At 57.1% G+C, this 22,717-nt stretch carries 21 protein-coding genes; 10 read left to right on the top strand and 11 right to left on the bottom strand.

The window, feature by feature from the left end:
• Nucleotides 1-14: 14 nt before the first annotated feature.
• Nucleotides 15-149 carry a 50S ribosomal protein L34 gene (gene rpmH, locus HU742_RS24605; protein WP_003213577.1) on the bottom strand — a complete coding sequence of 45 codons (135 nt, stop codon included), beginning with the start codon at nucleotides 147-149 and terminating at the stop codon, nucleotides 15-17.
• Between the two features lie 567 nt (nucleotides 150-716).
• On the opposite strand from rpmH, the gene dnaA reads away from it, so the two are divergent.
• The 4 genes from dnaA to gyrB are packed head-to-tail and all read left to right on the top strand — an operon-like array spanning nucleotide 717 to nucleotide 6,924.
• A complete protein-coding gene (gene dnaA / locus HU742_RS24600; RefSeq protein WP_186633332.1) occupies nucleotides 717-2,240 on the top strand; it encodes a chromosomal replication initiator protein DnaA in 1,524 nt (507 codons plus the stop codon).
• A 39-nt stretch (nucleotides 2,241-2,279) separates the two neighbouring features.
• The gene (dnaN, locus tag HU742_RS24595) at nucleotides 2,280-3,383 is read left to right on the top strand and encodes a DNA polymerase III subunit beta (protein ID WP_025211054.1); all 1,104 of its coding nucleotides are present in this window, start codon (nucleotides 2,280-2,282) and stop codon (nucleotides 3,381-3,383) included.
• 14 nt (nucleotides 3,384-3,397) lie between these two features.
• Entirely contained in the window at nucleotides 3,398-4,501 is a 1,104-nt protein-coding gene (recF, locus tag HU742_RS24590) for a DNA replication/repair protein RecF (RefSeq protein ID WP_186644948.1), read from the top strand.
• Nucleotides 4,502-4,506: 5 nt separating this feature from the next.
• The gene (gene gyrB, locus HU742_RS24585) at nucleotides 4,507-6,924 is read left to right on the top strand and encodes a DNA topoisomerase (ATP-hydrolyzing) subunit B (RefSeq protein ID WP_186633338.1); all 2,418 of its coding nucleotides are present in this window, start codon (nucleotides 4,507-4,509) and stop codon (nucleotides 6,922-6,924) included.
• Nucleotides 6,925-6,981: 57 nt separating this feature from the next.
• Here gyrB and HU742_RS24580 read toward each other — a convergent pair whose 3' ends face one another.
• On the bottom strand, nucleotides 6,982-7,719 hold the full coding sequence (locus HU742_RS24580; RefSeq protein WP_186644949.1) for a response regulator transcription factor: 738 nt from the start codon (nucleotides 7,717-7,719) through the stop codon (nucleotides 6,982-6,984).
• Nucleotides 7,720-7,934: 215 nt separating this feature from the next.
• Between HU742_RS24580 and HU742_RS24575 the strand changes: the two genes are divergently transcribed.
• A complete protein-coding gene (locus tag HU742_RS24575; RefSeq protein WP_186644950.1) occupies nucleotides 7,935-9,449 on the top strand; it encodes a sensor histidine kinase in 1,515 nt (504 codons plus the stop codon).
• A 166-nt stretch (nucleotides 9,450-9,615) separates the two neighbouring features.
• Here the strand turns inward: HU742_RS24575 and HU742_RS24570 are convergent, their stop codons facing one another.
• The 4 genes from HU742_RS24570 to glyQ all read right to left on the bottom strand — a co-directional run bounded on the left by HU742_RS24570 (nucleotide 9,616) and on the right by glyQ (nucleotide 14,017).
• The gene (locus HU742_RS24570; RefSeq protein WP_186644952.1) at nucleotides 9,616-10,395 is read right to left on the bottom strand and encodes a lysophospholipid acyltransferase family protein; all 780 of its coding nucleotides are present in this window, start codon (nucleotides 10,393-10,395) and stop codon (nucleotides 9,616-9,618) included.
• An 80-nt stretch (nucleotides 10,396-10,475) separates the two neighbouring features.
• Nucleotides 10,476-11,009 (bottom strand): D-glycero-beta-D-manno-heptose 1,7-bisphosphate 7-phosphatase, encoded by a 534-nt coding sequence (gmhB, locus tag HU742_RS24565; protein ID WP_186633350.1) that lies wholly within the window; start codon nucleotides 11,007-11,009, stop codon nucleotides 10,476-10,478.
• 3 nt (nucleotides 11,010-11,012) lie between these two features.
• The gene (gene glyS, locus HU742_RS24560; RefSeq protein WP_186644954.1) at nucleotides 11,013-13,067 is read right to left on the bottom strand and encodes a glycine--tRNA ligase subunit beta; all 2,055 of its coding nucleotides are present in this window, start codon (nucleotides 13,065-13,067) and stop codon (nucleotides 11,013-11,015) included.
• On the bottom strand, nucleotides 13,064-14,017 hold the full coding sequence (gene glyQ, locus HU742_RS24555) for a glycine--tRNA ligase subunit alpha (RefSeq protein ID WP_003177094.1): 954 nt from the start codon (nucleotides 14,015-14,017) through the stop codon (nucleotides 13,064-13,066). The genes glyS and glyQ overlap by 4 nt, the downstream gene beginning before the upstream one ends.
• Nucleotides 14,018-14,098: 81 nt before the next feature.
• Between glyQ and HU742_RS24550 the strand changes: the two genes are divergently transcribed.
• The 3 genes from HU742_RS24550 (at nucleotide 14,099) to HU742_RS24540 (ending at nucleotide 16,644) form a co-directional block, all read left to right on the top strand.
• Nucleotides 14,099-14,656, top strand: a complete 558-nt coding sequence (locus HU742_RS24550) for a DNA-3-methyladenine glycosylase I (protein WP_186644956.1) — start codon at nucleotides 14,099-14,101, stop codon at nucleotides 14,654-14,656.
• 42 nt (nucleotides 14,657-14,698) lie between these two features.
• Complete coding sequence (locus tag HU742_RS24545; protein ID WP_186633358.1) at nucleotides 14,699-15,586, top strand: lysophospholipid acyltransferase; 888 nt, start codon at nucleotides 14,699-14,701, stop codon at nucleotides 15,584-15,586.
• A 269-nt stretch (nucleotides 15,587-15,855) separates the two neighbouring features.
• On the top strand, nucleotides 15,856-16,644 hold the full coding sequence (locus HU742_RS24540; protein WP_186644958.1) for an SDR family NAD(P)-dependent oxidoreductase: 789 nt from the start codon (nucleotides 15,856-15,858) through the stop codon (nucleotides 16,642-16,644).
• 198 nt (nucleotides 16,645-16,842) lie between these two features.
• On the opposite strand, the gene HU742_RS24535 is transcribed toward HU742_RS24540, so the two are convergent.
• The 4 genes from HU742_RS24535 to HU742_RS24520 all read right to left on the bottom strand — a co-directional run bounded on the left by HU742_RS24535 (nucleotide 16,843) and on the right by HU742_RS24520 (nucleotide 20,309).
• Nucleotides 16,843-17,205, bottom strand: a complete 363-nt coding sequence (locus HU742_RS24535; RefSeq protein WP_186644960.1) for a hypothetical protein — start codon at nucleotides 17,203-17,205, stop codon at nucleotides 16,843-16,845.
• Nucleotides 17,206-17,236: 31 nt separating this feature from the next.
• Nucleotides 17,237-17,656 (bottom strand): organic hydroperoxide resistance protein, encoded by a 420-nt coding sequence (locus tag HU742_RS24530; protein WP_186633366.1) that lies wholly within the window; start codon nucleotides 17,654-17,656, stop codon nucleotides 17,237-17,239.
• A gap of 813 nt (nucleotides 17,657-18,469) precedes the next feature.
• Nucleotides 18,470-19,594: a GGDEF domain-containing protein gene (locus HU742_RS24525; RefSeq protein ID WP_186633369.1), complete on the bottom strand. Its 1,125-nt coding sequence runs from the start codon at nucleotides 19,592-19,594 to the stop codon at nucleotides 18,470-18,472.
• A 340-nt stretch (nucleotides 19,595-19,934) separates the two neighbouring features.
• Nucleotides 19,935-20,309 carry a lysozyme inhibitor LprI family protein gene (locus tag HU742_RS24520; protein WP_186644962.1) on the bottom strand — a complete coding sequence of 125 codons (375 nt, stop codon included), beginning with the start codon at nucleotides 20,307-20,309 and terminating at the stop codon, nucleotides 19,935-19,937.
• A gap of 598 nt (nucleotides 20,310-20,907) precedes the next feature.
• Here HU742_RS24520 and HU742_RS24515 point away from each other — a divergent pair.
• Nucleotides 20,908-21,267, top strand: a complete 360-nt coding sequence (locus tag HU742_RS24515; protein ID WP_186644964.1) for a DUF6124 family protein — start codon at nucleotides 20,908-20,910, stop codon at nucleotides 21,265-21,267.
• Nucleotides 21,268-21,545: 278 nt separating this feature from the next.
• On the opposite strand, the gene HU742_RS24510 is transcribed toward HU742_RS24515, so the two are convergent.
• Complete coding sequence (locus HU742_RS24510) at nucleotides 21,546-21,704, bottom strand: hypothetical protein (RefSeq protein ID WP_186644966.1); 159 nt, start codon at nucleotides 21,702-21,704, stop codon at nucleotides 21,546-21,548.
• A gap of 194 nt (nucleotides 21,705-21,898) precedes the next feature.
• Here HU742_RS24510 and HU742_RS24505 point away from each other — a divergent pair, with 194 nt between their 5' ends.
• Entirely contained in the window at nucleotides 21,899-22,666 is a 768-nt protein-coding gene (locus tag HU742_RS24505) for a sulfite exporter TauE/SafE family protein (RefSeq protein WP_186633378.1), read from the top strand.
• Nucleotides 22,667-22,717 lie beyond the last annotated feature (51 nt).

The raw sequence follows: 22,717 nt of genomic DNA, 5'->3' as shown, positions 1-22,717 counted from the left end.
CCAGTGCCGGATTATCAAACTGCCAGACGCGCACGACCTTTGGCGCGACGACGCGACAGGACGGCACGACCGTTCTTGGTAGCCATGCGAGCACGGAAACCGTGAGTACGAGCGCGTTTGATAGTGCTTGGTTGGAAAGTACGTTTCATGTCGTGTTACCTGGTTCGTCCACAACGGGCCGGAATGGCCCCCGTTTTAAGAGACCGGGGATTCTAGAGAAAGCAAGCCTCTAGGTCAATTTCCAACCAGCGTTTCCTTTAAATAGATCTCCAGGCGCTTCCCGCGGATTCATCACGCTGCGCTAGATATAGAAATAAAGAAGGGAATTATTTAAAGCTTTTCTGTAAAGCTTATAAAAGCAAGGGCGCCACTTGTCTGTGGATAACCATGCCTACGCCTTGTAATCCGCCATGTACAGAGAATGACAACTACAGGGGAAAGCGGTGGCAACCCTGTGCCGCACTGTCGGATAACCTGTGGGTGGAATAGGTATTTATCCACAGGGCGGTTATCCACTGACTTTAACCCCCAGTTATGCAACGGCCTTAGGGCGATTTATCCACAGGGCTTAGCCACCGACCATCCGTCGCCTTTCTCATGGTTAAAGCGTTGATAAATCATGGACGTTGAGCAACCTGCATGTGGATAAGTGAACGACTGATCGCTACAATGGCCGCTTGTTTTTGCCTCACCGGCTTTCAACTTAGGGGATATCCGTGTCAGTGGAACTTTGGCAGCAGTGCGTGGAGCTTTTGCGCGATGAGCTGCCTGCCCAACAATTCAACACTTGGATCCGTCCACTACAGGTCGAAGCCGAAGGCGACGAGTTGCGTGTCTATGCACCGAACCGTTTCGTTCTCGACTGGGTCAACGAAAAGTACCTGGGCCGGGTCATGGAACTGCTCGATGAGCATGGCAATGGCATGGCGCCCGCGTTGTCCTTATTAATAGGCAGCAAACGCAGCTCGGCGCCGCGGGCCGCTCCCAATGCGCCACTGGCCGCCTCGGCGTCCCAAGCCCAGGCGGCCGCCGCGCCGGTCAACAACCATGCCGCGCCGGCACCCGCGCCTACTTCAAGCAAACGCAACGCACAAAAAACCGCCGAGGTCAGCGAAGAGCCCTCAAGGGACAGCTTCGACCCCATGGCGGGTGCAAGCTCCCAGCAGGCCCCGGTACGGGCAGAACAACGCACCGTTCAGGTAGAAGGTGCGCTCAAGCACACCAGCTATCTGAACCGCACCTTTACCTTCGAAAACTTCGTCGAGGGTAAGTCCAACCAGCTGGCCCGAGCGGCAGCCTGGCAGGTGGCGGATAACCCCAAGCATGGCTATAACCCGCTCTTCCTTTATGGCGGTGTTGGCTTGGGTAAAACCCACTTGATGCACGCCGTGGGTAACCATCTGTTAAAGAAGAACCCGAATGCCAAGGTCGTCTACCTGCATTCCGAGCGTTTCGTGGCCGACATGGTCAAGGCGCTGCAGCTGAACGCCATCAACGAGTTCAAGCGTTTCTACCGTTCGGTGGATGCTTTGCTGATCGACGATATTCAGTTCTTCGCTCGCAAGGAACGTTCACAGGAAGAGTTTTTCCACACCTTCAACGCATTGCTTGAAGGTGGCCAGCAGGTCATTCTCACCAGCGACCGGTACCCGAAAGAGATCGAAGGCCTGGAAGAACGTTTGAAGTCGCGTTTCGGCTGGGGCCTGACGGTAGCCGTCGAGCCACCGGAGCTGGAAACCCGAGTCGCGATCCTGATGAAGAAGGCCGACCAGGCCAAGGTCGAGTTGCCTCATGACGCGGCGTTCTTCATCGCTCAGCGTATTCGCTCGAACGTGCGTGAGCTTGAAGGCGCGCTTAAACGCGTCATCGCCCACTCGCACTTCATGGGCCGCGATATCACCATCGAGCTGATTCGCGAATCGCTGAAGGATCTGTTGGCGCTTCAGGATAAGCTGGTATCTGTGGATAACATTCAGCGCACCGTTGCTGAATACTACAAGATCAAGATATCCGATCTGCTATCGAAGCGCCGTTCGCGATCGGTGGCGCGTCCACGTCAGGTGGCGATGGCCTTGTCCAAGGAGTTGACCAACCACAGCCTGCCGGAAATCGGCGATGTGTTTGGCGGTCGCGACCATACGACAGTGCTTCACGCCTGCCGCAAGATCAATGAACTTAAGGAATCCGACGCGGACATCCGCGAGGACTACAAGAACCTGCTGCGTACACTGACCACTTGATGACCACCAGCGCAGCTTATTAAGGCAAGGGACTAGACCATGCATTTCACCATTCAACGCGAAGCCCTGTTGAAACCCCTGCAACTGGTCGCGGGCGTTGTCGAACGCCGCCAGACCTTGCCGGTACTTTCCAACGTGCTGCTGGTTGTCGAAGGCCAGCAATTGTCGCTGACCGGTACCGACCTGGAAGTCGAACTGGTTGGTCGTGTCCAACTTGAAGAGCCGGCCGATCCAGGCTCCATCACGGTGCCGGCGCGCAAGCTGATGGACATCTGCAAGAGCCTGCCGAACGACGCGCTGATCGATATCAAGGTCGACGAGCAGAAGCTGGTGGTCAAGGCGGGGCGTAGCCGCTTCACTTTGTCGACCCTGCCGGCGAATGACTTCCCGACTGTGGAAGAAGGCCCAGGCTCGCTGACTTGCAGCCTTGAGCAAAGCAAGTTGCGTCGTCTGATTGAGCGCACCAGTTTCGCCATGGCCCAGCAGGACGTGCGTTATTACCTCAACGGCATGCTGCTGGAAGTTTCCGCCGGTATCATCCGCGCCGTGGCCACCGACGGTCACCGCTTGGCGATGTGCTCGATGCAGGCCGATATCGGTCAGCCGGATCGTCATCAGGTGATCGTACCGCGCAAGGGTATCCTTGAATTGGCGCGCCTGCTGACTGAGCCCGACGGCAACGTCAGCATCGTGCTGGGCCAGCATCACATCCGCGCGACCACGGGTGAATTCACTTTCACTTCGAAGCTGGTAGACGGCAAGTTCCCCGATTACGAACGTGTGTTGCCAAAAGGTGGCGACAAACTAGTGCTGGGTGACCGGCAGGCACTGCGCGAAGCCTTCAGCCGAACCGCGATTCTGTCCAACGAGAAGTACCGTGGCATTCGCCTGCAATTAGCCAATGGTCAGCTGAAAATCCAGGCGAACAACCCGGAGCAGGAAGAAGCAGAAGAAGAAGTAGGCGTGGACTACAACGGCGGCTCCCTGGAAATCGGCTTCAACGTCAGCTATTTGCTCGACGTGCTGGGCGTGATGACCACTGAGCAGGTACGACTGATCCTGTCTGACTCCAACAGCAGTGCGCTGGTGCAAGAATCCGATAACGACGATTCGGCCTACGTTGTCATGCCGATGCGTCTGTAGTCAGAATCAGCTAGATGTCCTTAAGTCGCGTCTCGGTCACCGCGGTGCGCAATCTGCACCCGGTGACCTTCTCCCCTTCCCCTCGCATCAATATCCTTTACGGCGCCAACGGCAGCGGCAAAACCAGCGTCCTGGAAGCCGTTCACCTGCTTGGGCTTGCCCGTTCGTTTCGAAGCAGCCGTCTGTTACCGGTCATCCAGTACGACCAACTTGCGTGCACGGTGTTCGGGCAGGTGGAACTGGCGGAAGGTGGCCACAGCGCCCTGGGGATCTCGCGGGACCGGCAAGGCGAGTTCCAGATCCGCATCGACGGGCAGAATGCCCGCAGTGCCGCGCAACTGGCAGAGATTCTTCCGCTGCAGTTGATCAACCCGGACAGCTTCCGACTGCTGGAGGGCGCGCCGAAGATTCGTCGGCAGTTTCTCGACTGGGGTGTGTTCCACGTGGAACCACGTTTCATGGCGACTTGGCAACGCTTGCAGAAGGCGCTGCGCCAGCGAAACTCTTGGCTGCGACATGGTACACTTGACGCCGTTTCACAGGCGGTTTGGGACAGGGAACTGTGTCAGGCCAGCGCTGAAATTGATGAATACCGCCGTGCTTACATCAAAGCCTTGAAACCGGTCTTTGAACAGACCTTGAGCGAACTGGTTGAGCTTGAGGGCCTGACGCTCAGCTATTACCGAGGTTGGGACAAGGACCGGGAGTTGAGTGCCGTATTGGCTGGCTCGCTTCAGCGTGATCAGCAGATGGGCCATACCCAGGCCGGACCACAACGTGCTGACTTGCGTCTCAGATTGGGCGCACACAACGCCGCGGACATTTTGTCCCGAGGTCAGCAGAAACTGGTGGTGTGTGCCTTGCGTATTGCCCAGGGGCATCTGGTCAGCCTGGCCCGTCGCGGTCAGTGTATTTATCTGGTGGATGACTTGCCGTCCGAACTGGACGAAGCCCACCGCCGCGCGCTGTGCCGCTTGCTGGAAGACTTACGCTGCCAAGTGTTCATTACTTGTGTAGACCACGAATTATTGAGGGAAGGCTGGCAGACGGAAACGCCAGTCGCTCTGTTCCACGTGGAACAGGGCCGTATCACCCAGACCCACGACCATCGGGAGTGAAGGCATTGAGCGAAGAAAATACGTACGACTCAACAAGCATTAAAGTGCTTAAAGGCCTGGATGCCGTACGCAAACGTCCCGGTATGTACATTGGCGACACCGACGATGGTAGCGGTCTGCACCACATGGTGTTCGAGGTGGTCGACAACTCCATCGACGAAGCCCTCGCCGGCCATTGCGACGACATCAGCATCATTATCCACCCGGATGAATCCATCACCGTTCGCGACAACGGCCGTGGCATCCCGGTAGACGTGCACAAAGAAGAAGGCGTATCCGCGGCCGAGGTCATCATGACCGTGCTGCACGCCGGCGGTAAATTCGACGACAACTCCTACAAAGTATCCGGTGGTCTCCACGGTGTAGGTGTTTCCGTTGTGAACGCCCTGTCCGAAAAGCTTGTTCTTACCGTTCGCCGCAGCGGCAAGATCTGGGAACAAACCTACGTTCACGGTGTGCCTCAGGCACCGATGGCGATCGTGGGCGACAGCGAAAGCACCGGCACCCAGATCCACTTCAAGGCTTCGAGCGATACCTTCAAGAACATCCATTTCAGCTGGGACATCCTGGCCAAGCGGATTCGTGAACTGTCCTTCCTCAATTCCGGTGTCGGCATCGTCCTCAAGGATGAACGCAGCGGCAAGGAGGAGCTGTTCAAGTACGAAGGTGGCCTGCGTGCGTTCGTTGAGTACCTGAACACCAACAAGACCCCGGTCAACCAGGTGTTCCACTTCAACGTCCAGCGTGAAGACGGCATCGGCGTTGAAATCGCCCTGCAGTGGAACGACAGCTTCAACGAGAACCTGTTGTGCTTCACCAACAACATTCCACAGCGTGATGGCGGTACCCACCTGGTGGGCTTCCGTTCGGCGCTGACCCGTAACCTGAACACCTACATCGAACAGGAAGGCCTGGCGAAGAAGCACAAAGTCGCCACCACCGGTGACGATGCCCGTGAAGGCCTGACGGCGATCATTTCGGTGAAGGTGCCGGATCCGAAGTTCAGTTCCCAGACCAAGGACAAGCTGGTGTCTTCCGAAGTGAAGACCGCGGTCGAACAGGAAATGGGCAAGTACTTCTCCGACTTCCTGCTGGAGAATCCGAACGAAGCCAAGCTGGTGGTCGGCAAGATGATCGACGCGGCTCGTGCCCGTGAAGCGGCGCGCAAGGCCCGTGAGATGACTCGCCGCAAGGGCGCGCTGGACATCGCCGGCCTGCCGGGCAAGCTGGCTGACTGCCAGGAAAAGGACCCTGCCCTGTCCGAGCTGTACCTGGTGGAAGGTGACTCTGCTGGCGGTTCCGCCAAGCAGGGTCGCAACCGCCGTACCCAGGCCATCCTGCCGCTCAAGGGCAAGATCCTCAACGTCGAGAAGGCGCGCTTCGACAAGATGATTTCCTCCCAGGAAGTCGGCACCTTGATCACTGCGCTGGGCTGCGGCATCGGCCGCGAAGAGTACAACATCGACAAGTTGCGCTATCACAACATCATCATCATGACCGATGCTGACGTCGACGGTTCGCACATCCGTACCCTGCTGCTGACCTTCTTCTTCCGTCAGCTGCCGGAGCTGATCGAGCGCGGCTACATCTACATCGCCCAGCCGCCGCTGTACAAGGTCAAGAAAGGCAAGCAAGAGCAATACATCAAAGACGACGACGCCATGGAAGAGTACATGACGCAGTCGGCCCTGGAAGACGCGAGCCTGCACCTGAACGAAGATGCCCCGGGCATTTCCGGCGAAGCCCTTGAGCGTCTGGTGAATGACTTCCGCCTGGTGATGAAGACCCTCAAGCGCCTGTCGCGCCTGTACCCACAGGAACTGACCGAGCACTTCATCTACCTGCCAGCCGTGAGCCTGGAGCAACTGTCCGATCACGCAGCGATGCAGGATTGGCTGGCCCAGTACGAAGTACGCCTGCGCACTGTCGAGAAGTCCGGCCTGGTCTACAAAGCCAGCTTGCGTGAAGACCGTGAGCGTAACGTCTGGCTGCCGGAGGTCGAATTGATCTCCCATGGCCTGTCGAACTACGTCACCTTCAATCGCGATTTCTTCGGCAGCAACGACTACAAGACCGTGGTATCCCTCGGCGCGCAACTGAGCACGCTGCTGGACGATGGGGCGTACATCCAACGTGGCGAACGCAAGAAAGCCGTGACGGAGTTCAAGGAAGCCCTTGAATGGCTGATGGCCGAAAGCACCAAGCGCCACACCATCCAGCGATACAAAGGTCTGGGCGAGATGAACCCGGATCAATTGTGGGAAACCACCATGGACCCAAGTTCGCGCCGGATGCTGAAAGTCACCATCGAAGACGCCATTGGCGCCGACCAGATCTTCAACACCTTGATGGGTGATGCGGTCGAGCCTCGTCGTGACTTTATCGAGAGCAATGCGTTGGCGGTGTCCAACCTGGATTTCTGATCCGGCTTGCCCTGCTGAAACAAAAAAGGCCAACGCTTATGCGTTGGCCTTTTTTTATTAACTCGCCACCGAATCCTCATCACTTCCGGCAGCGACACTCTCAAGCCGATACCCGTACCCATAAATCGTCAACAACTGCCAACCCCTATCTGCCGTCAGCCCGAGCTTATTGCGTAAGCGATAGATATGAGTGTCCAGTGGACGGGATGAAGTCATTTCCTCGTGGGTCCAGAAGCGTTCGTAAAAGTATTCCCGGGACAGTGGCCGGCCCAGGTTGGCGAACAGGCAACGGGCCAGGCGATATTCACGCTCGGTCAGGCTGATGGGGATACCAGCCCGGGTGACAGTCAGTTCGGCGTCGTCGAACGCTAGATCGTTGAACACCAGCACGTCGCTGGTGGGCACGCGTTGCAGGTTGTGACGGCGTAGCACGGCGGTGACCCGGGCCTTGAGCTCGTTGGGTCTGAAGGGTTTGCTCACGTAGTCGTCGGCGCCGGCGTTGAGGGCCTGGACGATGTCGTGCTCGCCGTCGCGGCTGGTCAGCATGATGGCAGCCGGTGGCGAACCCATGTGCTCGCGGGTCCAGCGCAGCAGCGAAAGCCCACTGACGTCGGGCAGTTGCCAGTCGAGGATCAACAAGTCGAAGGTTTCCCGGCGCAGTTGCCGCAGCAGGTCTTCGCCTCTTTCAAAGCTGTGCAGGGTCCAGGCTTGTTCTCCCCTGCCCGGAATTTGTTGAAGTGTGTGTTCTACCCGGCGCAGTTCGGCCGGTTCATCATCCAGTATGGCGACTCGCATGGAATGCGATTTCCTTGATCTCGAAAATAACGGACATCTCAGGAGGTAACGCAACCTTCCTCCTATCGCTGGCTGCGACAATACCGGCTCGCGGCCCAGAGGGAAAGGCAGCAGCGCACCACCCATCGAGTCGGCTATAGTCCTGGGCTTCCTGCCTGTCGGTACACCCATGATCCATTACACAATCTACCTCCTTGTGTTCAGCCAAGGTGCCTATGACTAACCCACCTCGCCGTGAAAGCCGTGAACCCACTCAGGTCCAACGATTGTTCCGACAATTGGTGCGTGAGTGGTTGTGGATAAGTCTGCTTTTGTTGCCCCTGACAGCGCTGCTTTCGTTTTGTATGCAACCAGCCCGTAGTGGGCTCGCCGCCTTGCTGTCGGCCGGTCTAGTTGGCGGCGTATTAGGCCTGCTGTTGTGGCGCCCTCGCCTTGCCGTGGGAACGACGCTAGCGGGGATGGGCGTAGCCCTGTTGATCAGCGCGCTGGTGGATGCGTGGGGTTGGTGGTGGTCACCGGTGGCCAGTTTATTGGGAATGCTGTTTGGCTATCTGATCTGGAACTGGCGGCGTCTGAGCGTGGTGCTGGCTTATTTTGGCTGGGAACTGGCGCGCTTGGATGCGGAGCCGAAGGTATTCCCGGAGCGTCGTCGGGCCTCTTACACCGGCACTGACCGTTTGCAGGGACAAATCATGGCATTGGAACAGGCCATGAGCCGGACGCGGGATACGCGTCGCTTTATTGCGGATGGCCTGGAATATTTGCCCGTGGCCACCATGATCAGCGATCCGCAGGGCAAGATATTGCTTGGCAACCGCAAGGCTCGCGAGTTGTTCGGTCATGCTTTGGCGGGGGGCGACGTGCTGGAGGAATTGGCTCGGCTGGGCTATCCGGCATTGGCGCACTCCCCTGTCCACCGCTTGTCCACGTTGCCGCTGGTGGAATTTCGCGACATTCGCGAGCGCAGCCTACGCCTTGAGAGGGCCGCACTGTTACCGGCTGACAACGACGTGCCGGTGGGCTGGTTGCTGAGCCTGACCGACCTGAGTGCCGAGCGTGAAGCCGAAGAGCAGCGCGGCGTAATGCTCCGGTTCCTGTCACATGACCTGCGCGCGCCTCACTCAGCCATCCTGGCGTTGCTCGATGTGCAGCGGTATGAGGCCGGAGTAGAGAATCCATTATTCGACCAGATCGAACGCCAGGTGCGCCGCGCATTGGACCTGACGGACGGTTTTGTGCAGTTGGCCAAGGCAGAATCCGAGGCCTACCAATTTCGGCCTACGTTGTTCGCCATGCTGATTCTGGATGTGATTGACCAGGCGTTGCCGATCGCACAGGCCAAAAATATCCAGTTGGAGCACGAGCTGGACGATGAGGAAGCCATGGTCAACGCCGATCAACCCTTGCTCACCCGGGCACTGTTCAATTTGCTGGAAAACGCCATCAAGTACAGTCCGACACAAACACGCATTTCCCTACAGGTTCGTTGCATGCAGGGTTGGTTAGCGTGTCACGTCGTTGACCAGGGAAAGGGCATTGGTCCCGAAGAGCTGCCGGATTTGTTCATCCAGTACCGGCGCTTCTCCTCCGCCCATGGGGTGGATGGTATTGGTTTGGGTTTATCGATGGTCAAGGCGGTGGTGGACCGTCATGGTGGGAATATCGAGTGTCGCAGCGTAGTAGGCGAAGGGACCACGTTCAGTTTGCGGTTTCCGCTGCTGAACGAGTGACTAGAAAATCGCGGCCTGCGGCAATACCCCCAGACCTACGAGGCTATAAAAACTTATGCACCTTTACAGATGTTTTATGTTTTTAGGAAATATGTATTAAAAACAGATGGTTACGTAACAAAAACAACGGAATCAGACGAAACGGTACACAGGTTATCCACAATTATCAGACAGCAACCTTGTCCGTCGTTGCGGGCGCAGCAGGCGCTGGAGGCAGTGAACCCAGCTCCCTTTGGGTCTGTTCATTCCACGCCTGTACACGGTCATTCAGTTCGGCAACGGCGCGAGGCCCGCTGCCCTCGGCATACATCGGCGGGCCAATCACCACGGTGATAGTTCCCGGCGTCCTGAGCCAGCCCGACTTGGGCCAGAATTTTCCCGCATTGTGTGCAATTGGCAGCACCGGCAGGCCAGCATTTACCGCCAATGCGGAACCGCTACGGGAAAACTTGCCAATCGTGCCATAAGGCACACGGGTGCCTTCCGGGAAAATCAACACCCAGACGTTATCCTTGAGCAGTTCATCGCCTTTTTTCGCGACCTGCTTGAGAGCAACCTTCGGGTTATCACGGTCAATGGCAATCGGGCGCAGCATCGCCATGGCCCAGCCGAAGAACGGCACGAACAACAGCTCACGCTTGAGCACTTGGCTCAACGGTTCAAAGTAGGCCGAGAGAAAGAAGGTCTCCCAAGTGCTCTGGTGGTTGGACTGGATGACACACGGCCGGTCAGGCACGTTCTCGGCGCCTTTGACTTCATAGCTGATGCCCAGAAACACCTTGCTCAGCCACAGTGCGCAGCGACACCAGTACACATTGATGAAACGGTAGCGCGCCTTGAACGGCAAGAAAGGCGCGATAAAAAAACTCAGGGAGCACCACAGCAAGGAACTGGTGCCCAACAGCAGGTAAAAGAGAAAGGCTCTGATGGCCTGCAATATCGACATAGCGGCGTTTACCGTTGCGGGCAATGCCCGCCTGTTCAAGCGCTTCCCGAACAATCCTTGATCAGGTTGTCTTGGGAGCTCTAATTGTGGATAAGTTCAGCGGCAATCGCCGCCAGGTCGTCAAAAATCAAGGTGCCCACCGGTAGGGTCTTGCCCAGAGTCTTCTCGCCTTTTCCGGTCTTTACCAAAACTGGCTGACAATCGACGGCCTTGGCCGCCTCCAGGTCACCGAGGCTGTCGCCGACGAACCACACACCCGCCAACGCCACATCGTAATGAGCGGCAATGGTTTTCAACATGCCTGGCTTGGGCTTGCGGCAATCGCAGCCGTCGTCCGGCCCGTGCGGGCAATAGACGATCAACCCGACTTCACCGCCCTGCTCCGCCACCAAGTCGCGCAAGCGATCATGCATGGCCTGAAGGACGGCGAGGTCATAGTAACCGCGAGCAATGCCCGACTGGTTGGTGGCAACCGCCACGGTCCAGCCGGCCTTGCTCAACTTCGCGATGGCTTCGATCGAACCGGGGAGCGGCAGCCACTCCTCTACCGACTTGATGTAAGCGTCGGAGTCGTGATTGATCACTCCGTCCCGATCGAGAATCAGCAGCTTCAAGATTTACCCCAGCAGCGAAATATCGGCAACACCGAGAAACAAGCCACGCAGCCGCGCCAGCAGCGCATAGCGGTTGGCCCGCACATTGGCGTCTTCGGCATTGACCATCACCGCTTCGAAAAACGCATCAACTGGTTCGCGCAATGCTGCCAGGCGCGCCAGGGTTTCGCTGTACTGACGCGCCGCTGCCATCGGCTGAACCGCCTGGTCTGCCTGTTGGATCGCCGAGTACAGGGAGAACTCGTTGGCGTTATCGAAGTATTTGGCTTCGACGGTGGCCGCGATGTTGCCTTCGGCCTTGCTCAGCAGGTTCGACACACGCTTGTTCACCGCGGCCAGGGCCGCTGCTTGCGGCAGTTGGCGGAACGCCTGCACCGCTTGTACACGCTGGTCGAAGTCCAGGGCCGAACCCGGCTTCAGGGCGCGCACCGACAGGTAGGTTGCGACGTCGACGCCTTCATCTTCATAACGCGCACGCAGGCGGTCGAAGATGAATTCCAGCACCGCATCGGCCAGGCCTGCGGCCTTGACCTTGCTGCCGAACGCATTGACGGCGAATGCCACGGCGTCGTTCAGGTCCAGGTCCAGTTGTTTGTCGATCAGGATCCGCAGCACGCCCAGCGCCGCGCGACGCAAGGCATAAGGGTCTTTGCTGCCGGTGGGCAACATGCCGATGCCGAAAATCCCCACCAGGGTATCGAGCTTGTCGGCGATCGCCACGGCCGCCCCGGTCAGGGTGGTCGGCAACTCAGCGCCGGCACCGCGTGGCATGTATTGCTCGTTCAGCGCCAGCGCTACGTCTTGCGGCTCGCCATCGTTGAGGGCGTAGTAGTAGCCGGCGATGCCTTGCATCTCCGGGAACTCACCGACCATTTCGGTGGACAGGTCGCACTTGGACAGGATGCCGGCACGGGCCGCGCGCTGGGCGTCGCCGCCGATACGCGGGGCGATGAATGCCGCCAGCTTGGAAACGCGCTCGGCCTTGTCGTAGACGCTGCCGAGTTTTTCCTGGAAGACCACGTTCTGCAGACGCAGATTGAAGCTTTCCAGGGATTGTTTCTTGTCCTGCTTGAAGAAGAACTCGGCGTCGGTCAGGCGCGGGCGAACGACTTTTTCGTTACCGGCGATGATCTGCTGCGGATCCTTGCTTTCGATGTTGGCGACCGTGATGAAACGCGGCAGCAACTTGCCTTCGGCGTCCAGCAGGCAGAAATACTTCTGGTTATCCTGCATGGTGGTGATCAGCGCTTCCTGGGGCACTTCGAGGAAACGTTCCTCGAACGAGCACACCAGCGGCACTGGCCATTCCACCAACGCGGTCACTTCGTCCAGCAGGTTGGCCGGCACGATGGCGGTGCCTTCCTGGCTGGTCGCCAGCTCTTCGGTGCGCTTGCTGATCAGCTCGCGGCGTTCGTTGGCGTCGGCCAGCACGTAGGCGGCACGCAGGTCGGCCAGGTAATTGGCCGGCGAGGTGATGCGCACGTTGTGCGGATGATGGAAGCGGTGGCCACGGGAATCGCGACCGGCCTTCTGCGCGAGGATCGTGCAGTCGATGACCTGGTCGCCAAGCAGCATCACCAGCCATTGGGTCGGACGAACGAATTCTTCCTTGCGCGCCGCCCAGCGCATGCGCTTGGGAATCGGCAGGTCATTGAGGGAGTCTTCGACAATGGTCGGCAACAGGCTGGCGGTCGGCTTGCCCTTGATGCTCTGGCTGTAGCGCAGCTTCGGGCCGCTCTGGTCTATTTCGCTCAGGTCCACGCCGCACTTCTTGGCGAAGCCCAGCGCGGCTTGGGTCGGATTGCCATCGGCATCGAATGCGGCCTGGCGTGGCGGGCCGTCGAGGTTGATGCTGCGGTCCGGCTGCTGGGTTTCCAGCGCGGTGATCAGCACGGCCAGGCGGCGCGGCGCAGCATAGACGTGTTTGGTTTCGAAGTTCAGGCCAGCGCCTTGCAGGCCTTTTTCAATACCGGCCAGGAACGCATCGGCCAAGGTGTTCAGGGCTTTGGGTGGCAGTTCTTCGGTGCCCAGTTCAACCAGAAAATCTTGAGCACTCATTGTGCAGCCTCCAGCTTAGCCAACACTTCATCACGCAGGTCCGGGGTCGCCATCGGGAAGCCCAGCTTGGCACGGGCCAGCAGGTAGGCTTGCGCGACGGAACGCGCCAGGGTGCGTACACGCAGGATGTATTGCTGGCGCGCGGTCACGGAAATCGCCCGGCGCGCGTCCAGCAGGTTGAAGGTATGGGATGCCTTCAAGACCATTTCATAACTCGGCAACGGCAGCGGCTGGTCCAGCTCGATCAGGCGCTTGGCTTCGCTTTCATAGAAGTCGAACAGTTCGAACAGCTTCTCGACGTTGGCGTGTTCAAAGTTATAGGTCGATTGCTCCACTTCGTTCTGGTGGAACACATCGCCATAGGTCACTTTGCCGAACGGGCCGTCGGCCCACACCAGGTCATAGACCGAATCCACACCTTGCAGGTACATGGCCAGGCGTTCCAGGCCGTAGGTGATTTCGCCGGTCACCGGGTAGCACTCGATGCCGCCCGCTTGTTGGAAGTAGGTGAATTGGGTCACTTCCATGCCGTTGAGCCAGACTTCCCAGCCCAGGCCCCAGGCGCCCAGCGTTGGCGACTCCCAGTTGTCTTCGACGAAACGAATGTCGTGCACCAGCGGGTCAAGGCCGACGTGCTTGAGGGAGCCCAGGTACAGCTCCTGGAAGTTTTCCGGGTTCGGCTTCAGCACGACCTGGAACTGGTAGTAGTGCTGCAGGCGGTTCGGGTTTTCGCCATAGCGGCCGTCAGTCGGCCGGCGGCTGGGCTGCACATAAGCGGCGTTCCAGGTTTCCGGGCCGATGGCACGCAGGAACGTGGCAGTGTGGAAAGTGCCGGCGCCTACTTCCATATCGTAGGGCTGAAGTACCACGCAACCTTGCTCGGCCCAGTATTGCTGGAGGGCGAGGATCAAGTCTTGGAAGGTACGCACGGCTGGCGTAGGCTGGCTCACGAAATTCACCTGTTTCTTGGGCTGCGATTTAAAGAGCGGGAGTATACCCGATTCGTTCGTGCGCACGCCCCCTGGAGCCTTATGCCACGCTGCTTTTGGTGTTCTGACGATCCTTTGTACATGGCTTATCACGATCAGGAGTGGGGCACGCCGCTGCGCAATGCGCAGGGTTTGTTCGAGTTGCTTTTGCTCGAAGGGTTCCAGGCCGGATTGTCCTGGATCACCATTTTGCGCAAACGCGAGCGCTACCGGGAAGTGCTGTACGGCTTCGATGTGCAGCGAGTGGCGCAAATGAGCGACGCCGAAATCGATGAACTGATGCTCGACCCGGGCATCATCCGCAACCGTCTCAAGCTCAAGGCCGCCCGCCGCAATGCCCAGGCCTGGCTGGCCCTGGAAGACCCGGTGGCGTTCCTCTGGTCGTTCGTGGGCGGCAAGCCCATCATCAACCATTTCAAGGACCGCACCGAAGTGCCGGCCATCACGCCCGAGGCGCTGGCGATGAGTAAAGGCCTGAAGAAAGCCGGGTTCACCTTCGTCGGCCCGACCATTTGTTATGCGTTGATGCAGGCCTCGGGCATGGTCATGGACCACACCCAGGACTGCGACCGCTACGCCGAGCTGGCAAACGGTGGTTAGAATAGCCGGCTCGCGACACGCCCATGAATTCAGGAGTGACCTGTGGATAAGTTGAAAGGCGCCTTGCTGGTCGGCGCTCTGCGGTTGTTTGCGCTGCTGCCCTGGCGGGCGGTGCAGGCGGTGGGCTCGGCCATTGGCTGGCTCATGTGGAAATTTCCCAACCGTTCCCGCGACGTGGTGCGGATCAACCTCGCCAAGTGTTTTCCAGAGATGGACCCGGCCGAGCGCGAGCGCCTGGTGGGCCAGAGCCTCAAGGACATCGGCAAGTCCCTGACCGAAAGCGCCTGTGCCTGGATCTGGCCGGCCCAGCGCTCCATCGAACTGGTGCGCGAAGTCGAAGGCCTGGAGATACTGAAAGAAGCCCTGGCCTCCGGCAAAGGCGTAGTGGGCATCACCAGCCACCTGGGCAACTGGGAAGTGCTCAACCACTTCTATTGCAGTCAGTGCAAACCGATCATTTTCTACCGTCCCCCCAAGCTCAAGGCGGTGGATGAACTGCTGCAAAAGCAACGCGTGCAGTTGGGCAACAAAGTCGCGGCGTCGACCAAGGAAGGCATCCTCAGTGTCATCAAGGAAGTGCGCAAAGGCGGCCAGGTCGGCATCCCTGCCGACCCGGAACCGTCCGAATCCGCTGGGATCTTCGTCCCCTTCTTCGCCACGCAGGCCCTGACCAGCAAATTCGTGCCGAACATGCTCGCCGGCGGTAAAGCGGTCGGCGTCTTCCTCCACGCACTGCGCCTGCCGGACGGTTCGGGCTACAAAGTCATTCTCGAAGCCGCCCCGGACGAGATGTACAGCACCGACACCGAAACCGCCTGCGCCGCCATGAGCAAAGTTGTGGAGCGCTACGTACGCGCCTACCCGAGCCAGTACATGTGGAGCATGAAACGCTTCAAGAAACGCCCGCCGGGCGAGGCGCGGTGGTACTGAAGACCCGTTCCCACATGCTTTCGGGCACGCCCCGAACCCTGTGGGAGCTTGCTCGCGAAGAAGCCGACACATTCACCAACGATGCTCACCCATATATCGCCATCGCAAACGAACTCCAACTTACCGACGTCACTCTCAACCATTACGTGCGGGCAGGCGCAATCATCAAACGTCCTATGATGAATGCCTGTGGAGTTGGCGGTGCCGGCGTATCGCCCAGCCAAACCTAGCGCATTGTCCCTTTGGTCAATTAATCAGGAGTCCCACTCATGAAAATCGACTTCACCGGCCGTCACGTGTTGGTCACCGGGTCTACCAGCGGTATCGGTTTTGCAACAGCCAAAGGCTTCCTGGAAGCTGGCGCCCAGGTAGTCATCAACGGGCGCAGTGAGAGCGGCGTGGAGGACGCGTTGCAGCGCCTGGGCAATCTCGCTTCCAGGGCGACGGGCTTTGTTGGCGATCTCAGCAACGAGTCGGGCTGCAAGGCATTGATCGCCAAGCATCCAAGCTTCGATATCGTCATTAACAACCTGGGCATTTTCAAGCAGGAAGACTTTTTCGAGACGCCGGACAGCGAATGGCAGCGGTTCTTCGAAACCAACGTGATGTCTGGCGTGCGGGTTTCCAGGGCCTACGCGCAGGGCATGGTCGAGCGTGGTTGGGGGCGGATCGTGTTTGTCTCATCGGAGTCGGGCGTGAACATTCCCGCCGACATGATCCACTACGGCTTCACCAAGACCGCCCAGCTTTCAATTGCTCGCGGCCTGGCCAAACGCCTCGCCGGCACGGGCGTAACGGTGAACTCGGTATTGCCTGGGCCGACACTTTCCGAAGGCGTTGCCAAGATGCTCCAGGCGGACGTCGAGCGCAGCGGGGAAAGCCTGGAAAAGGTCGCGGCAGATTTCGTCAACGAGCACCGCAGTACCTCGATCATCCAGCGCGCGGCACGGGTAGATGAAGTCGCCAACATGATCATCTACGTCAGCTCGGAACAGGCCTCGGCCACCACCGGAGCGGCGCTGCGAGTTGATGGTGGCGTGGTGGATAGCATCGTCTAGCTGCGTTATCAAAAGCATGAACATAGTGCCCTCGCCACGGGATCGCTATGACGCCATGCAACAAAACGCCGCTTCCTCATCCGAGAGAAGCGGCGTTTTTTCTTTTCGAAGCAACATTGGTTGATTTGACCAACTATCGAAGCGTTGAAGGGATTGTTCAGCCCACCCCTGTTTTGCAACCAATCCGAGCCCCTTCAGCTAACCGTTCTCGCCCAGGCGATCCGAGCCAACTTCGGCTACCCGTAACTCGATAAGACGATCGGAACCACCTTCGGCTACGCGTTTTTCGATCAGCCGGTCCGAACCACCTTCGGCTACACGTTTTTCGATCAGGCGATCCGAGCCACCTTCGGCTATTCGTTTCTCGATAAGACGATCGGAACCACCTTCGGCTACGCGTTTCTCGATCAGGCGATCCGAGCCACCTTCGGCTATTCGTTTCTCGATCAGGCGATCCGAACCGCCCTCAGCGAATGTAGGTTGGACAAAAGAAGCCGCGAACGCATTGCCGAGCGACAGTACCAGAAGCGAGCCAACGAGCGTTTTGCTGAAAGTTTTCATGTCGTGATCCTTGTATTCGAAGTTAAGTGAGTTAGACGGTGACGTGCAAACGGACGTCGACGTTGCCGCGGGTTGCGTTGGAGTACGGGCAAACCTGGTGAGCCGCGTCGACCAGCGCTTGAGCATCGGCTTGCTCCAGACCAGGCAGGTCGATGTGCAGATCGATGTCCAGGCCGAAACCGCCAGGGATCTGGCCGATGCCGACGTGTGCCGTGATCGAGGCGTCAGCAGGAATGCTGCGTTTGCTCTGGCTGGCGACAAACTTCAATGCGCCGATGAAGCAGGCCGAGTAGCCGGCGGCGAACAACTGCTCAGGGTTGGTGGCTTCACCACCGGCGCCGCCCAGGGCTTTTGGAGTGGCCAGCTTCACGTCGAGAATCTTGTCGCTGGAAACAGCACGGCCATCACGGCCACCGGTGGAGGTTGCGACTGCGGTATAGAGAACGTTCATGGTGTTTCCTCGCTTGCTGAAGGTGTGATTAAGTTTTGTTGGTTTGCGCTAAATGTTTGTGCGCTAACCAGTTGAGATAAAGTTAACGGATGAATAGTTTGCGCGCAAGATAAATTTCTAAAAAAATATTGATTTTTGATTAACTGTTTGATCTATAAGAGATTAATTTTCAGGCAAAGCAGTGTCGCCAGCTCGCGTGGGTCGCGTAGGTGAACCAAGAGGAAGGAGGTGCTAGCGGCATCAGCAGGTCCAGTGCAATTGCAGACCTTCGAATAGAGGAAGTTCAAATCAGAAGGATGGGCTTCTCGATCGTTCCCACGCTCCTGCGTGGGAATGCCGCCAGGGACGCTCCGCGTTCCGCTTCTGGGATGTGACGCAGAGCGTCACGGGATGCATGCCCACGCAGAGCGAGGGAACGATCAACGATCAAATGCCCGTGTTAAGTCGCCCGTGGTTATTTAGCGAGGTGCGGGGCTGTCATCTGAGCAAATTGCTTTCAGAGCGAGGAAGGTGGTTGGAGTGGAACCAATCTGAGTCGGAGTGCTGATGAGTGTGCGAGTGTCCGCATTACCTTCGAGGCGGTACGGCTTTCCGTTACACACCTTTTTGGCTTTCTGATTTATATCTTCCAACATGCCTTCCCTTGAATTGAAGACACTCCCGCTGTTGGTAAGCATATATTCGCCTGGACCCACCTTATCAACGGAGGTGAAGGTGCATCCTGCGAGAGAGGAAAATATAAATCCGATAAATGCTTTTTTTTTCAACTGATCGTTCTCCAGTGCGAGTTTATACCGCCGAAACGGCCTTCTTCTAAGCAACAGCCACTCGATTACGCCCCAACGCCTTCGCGCGATACAGCGCCTTGTCAGCATTGTTCATCAAACCGTGAAGATCCTTATGCCCCGACTCCATCGAAGCCACCCCAAGGCTGGCGGTAATTCGATGGATGGGCTCGATCATCAATCCGGCAATGCTTTGGATGAGCTCTTCTGCAATCTGGGTAGCGACTTCGATGGAGGTGTCCGGAAGCAGGATGGCGAACTCTTCCCCACCTAGCCGGCCGTGAATGTCCGTCGCCCGAAAGGACGAGCTGATCACCACCCCCATTTGGCGCAACACCTGATCGCCGACCTGATGACCGTAGGTGTCGTTGATGTGCTTGAAGTGATCCATGTCCAACATGACCGCACACAACCCCAGCCGGTTGGTCTTACATTCGTCATAAAGCTGCTGGGCATGTTCGAAAAAAGCCCGTCGACTCTTGAGGCCGGTCAGTTCATCGGTTTGTGCGGCGCGGGTTGAAATGCTGTTCGCCTGCTCCATTTCTCGAGTCAGTCGAAAAGCGGTTTCCAGTGCCTGGGACATTTTGTGTGTGGCGCGGGCCGCAAAGGCCGCGAACACCAGAATAGAAAGTGCCATGCCGACTTGAATCGCAGACGGCTGAAACAGCAGCCAGGCGGTGCAGGGAAGCAGCACCAGGCCGATGGAAACCAGCGTCATGTCGCGGTAGGCCGAATAGCAGGACACGGCGCTGACGGACATCCCCACCGTAAAGAGCATGACCAACGCTTGCGATAACAAATCATCCGCCGGCATGACAACGAACGCGCCGCCGCCCCAGATGCTGGCGGATAGCACCAGCGAGACCCAGTACCTGCGCTCCCAGCGTTGAGGCGTACGCTCGTGTTCGTCGCTGCGCAAATACGCAACGAACATCGCGATACGCAACAGCGTCGATCCCGTGAGGATGGCCAACCACCAAACCAACAAGCTGTGCTCAAAACGATCCCAACACAGCCAACTCAGCATGATGGCCGCGAGGTAACTGCCAAACACCGCGGAAACAGATTGGCGAAACAGTTGCTGCAACCGATCGGTTCGTACCTGCTCGGCTATAAAGGAATCCTGACCATTACGAGATCCTGGGCCATCCATGTGATCCACCTGATCGTGATGCAACAAGAAAAAGCGATTGTGGCACCCTGCCACTAACGCAAACAACCGAATTACGCCCACGGTCCGATATCTCGGTTTAGCCGAACCCCATGGCGAAGGAGTTTGCTCCCGCTGGGCAGCGTAGCAGCCCCAACCATTCCTACCGACAAACCAAGATCAGCCCGAATCGAATCGGATGTTGAATAGCACTGAACCGCCATAGCGGGTGAACCCACCAAAGAAAAACCCGACGCTTTACGTCGGGTTCTTCGTGGGGTACGGCTTTTCGCGTGCCTATCGCTTCTTCAAGAGTCAGCCCGACGTGCTCATTGTTTACGGGTTACTCGACTTGCGACAGCTTAGCGTCGTCGCAACCGGCAGCACGGCACTCGCGCTCGATAGCTTTGAGTATGACGATACGCGCTTCGGTCTTCTCATTGGCACAGTCCAGGTAAAGCAGGCCATCGTTGGAACAGGCGTTGTCGCGAATCTTGATCCACTGGATTTGAGCGGTTTTCACTTTTTTCTTTTGATCCGGGTTCAGGGCACTCATCGTCTTCTTGTATTGATCGTTGATGTCCTGATCCGACTGAACCATTTTCAGCGACGCGCAATAGGTCCTGTCATAGGCGTTTCTAGGGTTATCGCAACTCATGGAAGATGCCGATGCTGATGCCATAGCCAACAATGCCCCAACCAACAAAGACTTGATCACTCATTTCTCTCCCTGAATGCCTCTATTGATTAGAGGTCGCGGCGGGAATCTATCATGAGGGCTGTAGAACAATGAAGCAGATCCTTGGGTTGCGCAGCATACCCAAGCCGGTCAAATATTCGTGGCGAGGGAGCTTGCTCCCGCTGGGCTGCAAAGCAGCCCCACCCTCCCCGAAAAAATCCTACAGACAAAACCGTATCACCCACTTCGAGCCCCAACCGTAAACCCGTCTAGCTCCAATTTACGGGCCAAAACCGAGCCTTGTTTATCCACCCGCCACTTCCCGTCCGTCAGGCTACCCAACCTTGCGCCTTTACCTACAACTACGCCAGAATCCGCCGGCTTGTGCACCTTGCCCCCGGGCTCTATCGTTTCCCTGCCACTGCCTATCAGTGGTCGGGTTTAGTAGCCCGAGGTATTTAGTAAGGTGCAAAGCTCTATCAGTCAGGTATTTCCATGCCTGTATTTGATGGCGGTTGTGCGCAGGGCGCCCTCGGGCGCGCCGGCTTGCTAAGTCCCCGGTCTACTAACCTGCGTACAGCTGCCACCCCTTGTTTAGTAGCTAGAGGGTTGCGGCTTCACCTACAGGACTTAGTACATGTTCAAACCTACACCGAATCCGCCAGAGGCGGACCCAGCTTCCCCGCGAACCAAATCCAAAGCCAAAAAGCACGACGAAGCCACCAATCGCGCCTTGGATTACTACCTGCTACCAAAACCGGAAAAGTCCGAAGATACGTCCCAACCGGGCCAGCTCTTCACCGTCGCAAAAAATGCCGACAACGAATCCCTCCTCGCCAACCTCAGCGAAACCCTGGCGGCAGCCGACGCGATGGTCAGCAACCTGGCCTTCGATCTGGAAGGTCCTCGCCGTCACATCCTCCTAGGCATCCAGCAGTTGATTGAACTGAGTTCATTGCTAGCGAATCGGGTGCTGGATAACGTCGATCCGCGATAGCAGGTAAACAGCCGCCACAGAAAACCCGACGCCATGCGTCGGGTTTGCTTTTGGTTGAGGCACGCACTCTCGTTCCGAACTACAGGCTAAAGACGAACTCTGTTTATTCGCCCCCCACCAACCCTTCCACCAAGCTACTCATCCTAGCGCCTTTGCCTACAACTACGCCGGAACCCGCCGGCTTGTGCGCCTTGCCTGTGGTTTCTATTATTTGCCCGCACTTAATGGTGACTTGAATGTTGGATCGTTGCCTTCTGTAAACCTTTAAGGATCATGCTTTAGCCGCAGCACAAGCTTTCGGTCATCTTGTCGACCAGAGGCTTGATATTGATCAGCTCAAGGACGTTATGCTTGATTACAATCAACGTGTCGGAAGAGCTTTCCATGCCCTGCATGAAGCGCTGCTGTAATTTAAGGAGAGCAGCAAGCGGTTGCATTGGTTAAGCGTTCCCTCTCAGCGTGGCTTCTGGTGATATTGCGTAGGCAAAAAAATGCTATTAATCAATATTGATATCTCTTGAATGCTTTCCGAATATAATTCGGCCGAACTATCCAAAGATCGACTGTACATGCTCAGGTTTTTTAATTAGGTAATAATGCCCGATAATGAAGTTGATAGTGGATGATTTTTATGCAAATTGAATACGCCATGGTTGCGTTGGGTTTTTTTGCTTTTTGCGGGGGGATGATCGATGCTGCCGTGGGGGGAGGTGGGCTGGTTCAAGTACCCGCCCTCCTTCACGCATTGCCTCAGCACTCGCTGAGCACAGTTTTTGGAACTAATAAGCTGGCTGTACTTGCAGGAAATCTTTCTTCTATATTTAGTTACGTTAAAAGAATAAAAATTGTTTGGAGGCTGATGCTTCCGACTATGCTCTCGGCTTTTGTATTTTCGTTTGTGGGCGCTTTTTCCGTCTCGCTCGTTCCGAAGGCGATAATGGAATATTTTGTCTTTTTTGTATTGGTGGTAATGGCTGTTTATACATTCGCAAAAAAGGATCTAGGGCTTGTTCACTCGAACGCTCAATGCGGACCCAGAGAAGTGCTACTTGGGGTTTTTTTTGGTGGTGTAATTGGATTTTATGATGGGGTCTTTGGTCCCGGCAGTGGTAGTTTTTTGTTATTTATTTTCGTTAAGTATTTTGGCTACGATTTTCTTAATGCATCCGCTTCAGCAAAACTGGTTAACTTGGGAACGTTTAGCGCGGCGCTGCTATTTTTTATACCGTCAGGTCATGTGCTGTGGATAATTGGCGGGCTGGTCGCGGTGTGTAATATGGCGGGTGCCCTGACAGGCACATTTTTGGCTTTGCGTTATGGGAGTGGATTAATTCGTATATTGTTTCTTTTTTTATTGGTGTTCCTAATTGGCCGGATGGGGTTGTCCATATTGCTATGACAGGTCGCGCGTAACGCCATCAGATTTAAAAAAACGGGACCTTGCTTCCGC

The organism is Pseudomonas marvdashtae, assembly GCF_014268655.2.
Lineage (GTDB): Bacteria > Pseudomonadota > Gammaproteobacteria > Pseudomonadales > Pseudomonadaceae > Aquipseudomonas > Aquipseudomonas marvdashtae.
This window is presented reverse-complemented; position numbering and strand designations above follow the sequence as displayed.

Bases quoted from the DNA above. Each gene is read 5' to 3' on its own strand.
- HU742_RS24525 (WP_186633369.1), bottom strand. From the start codon at position 19,594: ATGGATGGCCCAGGATCTCGTAATGGTCAGGATTCCTTTATAGCCGAG.
- recF (WP_186644948.1), top strand. From the start codon at position 3,398: ATGTCCTTAAGTCGCGTCTCGGTCACCGCGGTGCGCAATCTGCACCCG.
- HU742_RS24570 (WP_186644952.1), bottom strand. From the start codon at position 10,395: ATGTCGATATTGCAGGCCATCAGAGCCTTTCTCTTTTACCTGCTGTTG.
- HU742_RS24575 (WP_186644950.1), top strand. From the start codon at position 7,935: ATGACTAACCCACCTCGCCGTGAAAGCCGTGAACCCACTCAGGTCCAA.
- HU742_RS24580 (WP_186644949.1), bottom strand. From the start codon at position 7,719: ATGCGAGTCGCCATACTGGATGATGAACCGGCCGAACTGCGCCGGGTA.
- HU742_RS24550 (WP_186644956.1), top strand. From the start codon at position 14,099: ATGCCACGCTGCTTTTGGTGTTCTGACGATCCTTTGTACATGGCTTAT.
- rpmH (WP_003213577.1), bottom strand. From the start codon at position 149: ATGAAACGTACTTTCCAACCAAGCACTATCAAACGCGCTCGTACTCAC.
- HU742_RS24535 (WP_186644960.1), bottom strand. From the start codon at position 17,205: ATGAAAACTTTCAGCAAAACGCTCGTTGGCTCGCTTCTGGTACTGTCG.
- HU742_RS24530 (WP_186633366.1), bottom strand. From the start codon at position 17,656: ATGAACGTTCTCTATACCGCAGTCGCAACCTCCACCGGTGGCCGTGAT.
- HU742_RS24510 (WP_186644966.1), bottom strand. From the start codon at position 21,704: ATGCAACCGCTTGCTGCTCTCCTTAAATTACAGCAGCGCTTCATGCAG.
- HU742_RS24505 (WP_186633378.1), top strand. From the start codon at position 21,899: ATGCAAATTGAATACGCCATGGTTGCGTTGGGTTTTTTTGCTTTTTGC.
- dnaN (WP_025211054.1), top strand. From the start codon at position 2,280: ATGCATTTCACCATTCAACGCGAAGCCCTGTTGAAACCCCTGCAACTG.
- glyS (WP_186644954.1), bottom strand. From the start codon at position 13,067: ATGAGTGCTCAAGATTTTCTGGTTGAACTGGGCACCGAAGAACTGCCA.
- HU742_RS24515 (WP_186644964.1), top strand. From the start codon at position 20,908: ATGTTCAAACCTACACCGAATCCGCCAGAGGCGGACCCAGCTTCCCCG.
- HU742_RS24540 (WP_186644958.1), top strand. From the start codon at position 15,856: ATGAAAATCGACTTCACCGGCCGTCACGTGTTGGTCACCGGGTCTACC.